At 62.6% G+C, this 4,216-nt stretch carries 5 protein-coding genes and 1 pseudogene; 2 read left to right on the top strand and 4 right to left on the bottom strand.

The features are described from left to right. From M0954_RS13705 to M0954_RS13715, 3 genes are all read right to left on the bottom strand, one after another. The coding region (locus M0954_RS13705) for a bile acid:sodium symporter family protein (protein WP_367279514.1) at window positions 1-368 on the bottom strand (368 nt) is incomplete at its 3' end. A 437-nt stretch (window positions 369-805) separates the two neighbouring features. Then, on the bottom strand, window positions 806-2,206 hold the full coding sequence (locus M0954_RS13710) for an MATE family efflux transporter (protein ID WP_297353748.1): 1,401 nt from the start codon (window positions 2,204-2,206) through the stop codon (window positions 806-808). A gap of 150 nt (window positions 2,207-2,356) precedes the next feature. After that, window positions 2,357-2,575, bottom strand: a complete 219-nt coding sequence (locus tag M0954_RS13715) for an RNA-binding S4 domain-containing protein (protein WP_074265967.1) — start codon at window positions 2,573-2,575, stop codon at window positions 2,357-2,359. Between the two features lie 307 nt (window positions 2,576-2,882). On the opposite strand from M0954_RS13715, the gene M0954_RS13720 reads away from it, so the two are divergent. Next, window positions 2,883-3,332, top strand: coding sequence for a hypothetical protein (locus tag M0954_RS13720; RefSeq protein ID WP_122153821.1), 450 nt, complete (start codon window positions 2,883-2,885; stop codon window positions 3,330-3,332). 118 nt (window positions 3,333-3,450) lie between these two features. Then, complete coding sequence (locus M0954_RS13725) at window positions 3,451-3,702, top strand: hypothetical protein (RefSeq protein WP_297353750.1); 252 nt, start codon at window positions 3,451-3,453, stop codon at window positions 3,700-3,702. A gap of 348 nt (window positions 3,703-4,050) precedes the next feature. On the opposite strand, the pseudogene M0954_RS13730 reads toward M0954_RS13725, so the two are convergent. Continuing rightward, window positions 4,051-4,216: pseudogene (locus M0954_RS13730) on the bottom strand (IS5/IS1182 family transposase); the annotation flags it as partial.

A 4,216-nucleotide genomic window follows, 5' to 3' on the forward strand; every position in this document is an offset into this window, starting at 1 on the left:
ACCGATAACGCCACGTCGCCGCGCGCCAGATAGATCATCACGTTCGACGCCGTGCCGCTCGCGACGCTGCCTACCAGCACCATGCCCGCCGTCAGATCGGGCGGCATGTGCAGTACTTTGGCGATGGCCCACGCGGCGAGCGGCATCACGAGATAGTGCAGGACGATGCCGGCGACGACCGGCGCGGGCCGGGTGAAGACGCGTCTGAAGTCGGCGATGGACAGGGTGACGCCCATCGCCAGCATGATGATCGTCAGCAGGGTGGTGACGTGCGGCGCGATGGGGCTGAACGAAGCCGGCGAAAAATAGGCGGCGAGCGAGACCAGCACGGCCCACAACGGAAAGAGACGGGTAACCCGGGCAAGCATGTCAGGAGGTCCTTGATTCTGTTTCTGGATGGCGATTCGAGCGGGCCGGCGCGCAAGGCGGCGAAGCATCGGACAGCGGATCACGGGCCGTGCAGCGGGGCATGCCAGGCGGCGCGCGTTGGATGCGTGCCCGGTGCCGTCCTTATGGGACGCACAAGCGGGCAGTTGGGACGACCAGGGTAGGTCTATGAGGCAACCGGAGCGTATTTTACCGTTCGCGCGCGGGCGCCGTCCGAACGTGAATCGAAGCCGGAAAAAAAGAACCCGCGCAGTGCGCGGGCTCAAACCCAGTTTCAATCCCCGTCAGAGGAAGGAGTGTCAAGAAGACGGCTTCATCGTATCGCGTGGCCCTGTTCGGCCCAACTAACGATAGGTGCTTTGCTTAGTTGACCCGTGCGCACAAAGTAAGTGACACGCGTTGGTAAGCCAGCATGTTGTCATGCCGATGGCTGCGCAGCGACCGGCACGCGTCGCAGGCTGAGCTTGTGAAAGCGCAGCGTCATCAACAACGCGACGCTCGCGAGCCCAGCCGCGAGACCCCACCATAGCCCGCGTGCGCCGAGGCCAAAGTGAAACGCGAGCGTGTAGCCGGTCGGAAAACCAATCCCCCAGTAGCCGAATGCAGCGGCCAGCATCGGCACGCGCGTGTCCTTCAGACCACGCAGACATCCCGAGCCGACCGTCTGCATGCCGTCGACGATCTGGAAGATCGCGGCGACGCCAAGCAGCGAGCTAGCCAAAGCCACCGTGGCTGCGTTAGCGGGGTCGTCCAGGTGCATATACAGACCGACGATCCAGTGCGGCGCGAGGATCAAGACGAGCCCCGATAGCGACATGAATCCGACGCCCAACCCGAGCGCCACGAAACCCGCATGGCGCGCGGCGAGCGGCTGCCCCGCGCCGGACCAGAAGCCGACGCGCACATTGGCAGCCTGACCGATTGCCAGAGGCACCATGAACGCCACCGACGCAACGTTCAGCGCGATCTGATGCGCCGCCAATTGCGATTCGCCGAGCACGCCGACCATCAGGCCGGCTGCCAGAAAGAGCGTGGATTCGACGCCATACGTGATCGCGACTGGCCAGCCGATGCCGAACAACTCGCCCATCAACGGCAGTCTCGGCCGCGTAGCAGTGACGAAGTGTCGATAGCGGGGGCGCAGATGCAGCCATCCCATCAGCACCAGCGCGGTGATCCACACGGTGATGGTGGTGGCGGTGGCCGAACCGAGGAAGCCGAGGCGCGGCAAACCGTTCGCACCGTGGATCAGGCTGTAGTTCAGGAAGCCGTTCACGCAGACCCCTGCCAGCGACACCCATAACAGACGCTTGGCCGCACCGATGGCCGGCAGAAACGAGCGCATCAGGCCGACCCCGATCAGGCTGGCAGGCGCGCCCCAGCGCAGGATGGCGGCGTATTCGCCGACGTTGTGCGCGAGCAGGGCCGGCTCGCCGAAGGCAAGCAGGATCGGCGTAGCGAGCGATAGCACCGTGAAGGCGGGGATCGCCAGCAACATCGACATCACGAAGCCGGTCCAGTAGATGTGTGGCACGCGGTCTTCTGCCTGGGCGCCACGCGCGTGCGAGACACTCACGCTCACCGACGTCAGCACCCCCTGCAGCAGCGTGACGACTACGAAGAACAGGTTCGCGCCGAGTCCGCCAGCGGCTAGCGAGTCCGGGCCAAGCGAGCCGAGCAGAATCGTATCGGTGACGCCCATCGCCATTTGCGACAGTTGGGCAATGGCGAGCGGGGCGGCGAGGCGGGCGGTGTCGGCGGCGTGGCGGGAAAACGTAGGCGGCGGCGCGGCCAACCGGGAGAGGCCGGATCGGGTCATAAAGCGAGGCACGGAGCAGGTCGCGCCCGTGCCATTTCTATCGAAACCGACAGCTTAGGGGGTAGGCGTGCTGTTGTCGATCTGTAAGCACATTTTTGGTGCGAATTTTTGACGAGCGCGTAGCTTGGGGCTGCGCGGTTCCAGCTAGCGCTATGCCTCGTGCACGGCAATCCGGGTGTCGCCGAGTAAAACGACTTGTCCCGCGCGGATTTTGCAGGTTTTACGTAGCTCGACCTGGCCGTCCACGGTCACTGCGCCGGAGGCAACCATCAGTTTGGCGGAGCCGCCGCTGTCGGCAAGCCCCGTTATCTTCAGGAGATTGTGCAATTCGACATAGTCGCCGGTCAGGGTGAAATCGAGATTGGGCATGGCGATTGCGGCAAGGGTAAGGGGGTTCGCATCATAAGCCAGAAGCTACGTGTATAGCCTCAGGCGGCTCGGCTCATGCTAATTGAAAGCATAAGTTATGTTTTCGTTAGAAAATGAAACGGTACGTAACAGCGACCGTTTCTCGCGAACTTCACTCGCAAAGGGCAGGTCTGTAGTAAAACCTGCTGTCTGCGTGACCTTCCGTCACTTCGACGGCGGGACGCAGCAGACCGGATGACACGCATCGCCGGCATCTTCGGCGGGTCTGCCGCCCGAGTCCCGACAACAATTTTAGAGAGGTAAAGCTATGACCCAGATTCGTTCGCTCCTGATCGGTACCGCCCTGACTGCTTTTGCCGCTACCGGTGCGTTCGCGCAGACCAACGCGCAACCGGATGCCAGCGGTGCGGGCCAGCAAATGGCGGCGCCCGGCGCCGATACGGCAGCTCCGGCTGCGCAGGGCGTCCAGCCGCCGACCCCGGTGCCGCAGCGTCTGACGGCATCGAGTTCGACCGATCCGCTGGTGCAAAAGCGCGACGCGGATGCGCAGGCTAATGCCCAGTACAGCGCGTCGAAGAAGGCGTCGAAGTCAGCGTTGAAGCAGCAGCAGGCCGCGGCCAAGTCGCAGTACAAGCAGCAGGTCCGTGACGCCAAGATTAACAAGAAGGCCGACAAGCAGACCGCCAACAACGATATGAAGATGAACATGCAAGGCCAGATGCCGAGCCAGGATGATGCTTCGGACGTCAAGCACTAAGCATGTAGCAGGGGGCGGTGAGCTGCTCCGACGGGCCGGCGCGGCTTGCCGCGGCCGGCTTCTTCATTTTATCGGTGGCCTGATCGCGGCCTGTCCACGACCCTGAGGGAGGTATCGCATGAATAAGCCCATTAACTGGATTGTCGCGGCTCTCATTGCCGGCTGTGTGTCGCCGGTTGCGTTCGCGCAAACGAACGACTCGACTGCAACGCCTACGCATGCCGACAAGAAGGCCGCCAAGGAACAGGCGAGGGCGGATAAGAAGTCCGATGTCGCTCAGGCGAAGGCCAACAAGTCGAAGACGGAGGCGCAGTCTGACGCTGATAAGGCTGCGGCTGATGCGAAGGAAAAGGACGCGAAGAAGGAGTAGGGGTGTGGGGGGCTCGGCGATTGGCGGTAAACGGAATTCGCTGGACTGGGCGTCGTTACAGATCAAAGATTTGCCGATGTATTCGGCCACGCGCCGGATGACGCGGAACCGAATACATCTGGCTTGCCGGACTGGTGGCGCCAATTTGTTGTACCAGCCGGCGGGTGGGGTCGGCGTGGTGTGCACAGGTTGCGAACGACTGCGTGCGGCCCAGAGCGTGTCAAAACGCTGAGTCACCGGGAATTAACGAAACCTGTCTTGCCGCAGGTCGCGACTTTTCGATTGCGGCGATCCGAGCGTCAAATCACAGCCGAAGTATTGCGAAGGCGCAGCACCTCCCAACAGGCCTCACGCCCGCATCGCCGTCATCAACGCTTCTGAACCGAGTAGCTTGATCACTCGCTTCATGTTGTATGCAAGCACGTGCAAGCTCATTTCCGTGCTCACGCGTTCGATGGTCCGTGTCAGGAAATGAGTGGCGCCCATCCATGCCTTGATCGTCCCGAACGGGTGC

This window comes from Paraburkholderia sp. (assembly GCF_026225065.1).
GTDB lineage: Bacteria > Pseudomonadota > Gammaproteobacteria > Burkholderiales > Burkholderiaceae > Paraburkholderia.

Bases quoted from the DNA above. Each gene is read 5' to 3' on its own strand.
- M0954_RS13715 (WP_074265967.1), bottom strand. From the start codon at position 2,575: ATGCCCAATCTCGATTTCACCCTGACCGGCGACTATGTCGAATTGCAC.
- M0954_RS13720 (WP_122153821.1), top strand. From the start codon at position 2,883: ATGACCCAGATTCGTTCGCTCCTGATCGGTACCGCCCTGACTGCTTTT.
- M0954_RS13725 (WP_297353750.1), top strand. From the start codon at position 3,451: ATGAATAAGCCCATTAACTGGATTGTCGCGGCTCTCATTGCCGGCTGT.
- M0954_RS13710 (WP_297353748.1), bottom strand. From the start codon at position 2,206: ATGACCCGATCCGGCCTCTCCCGGTTGGCCGCGCCGCCGCCTACGTTT.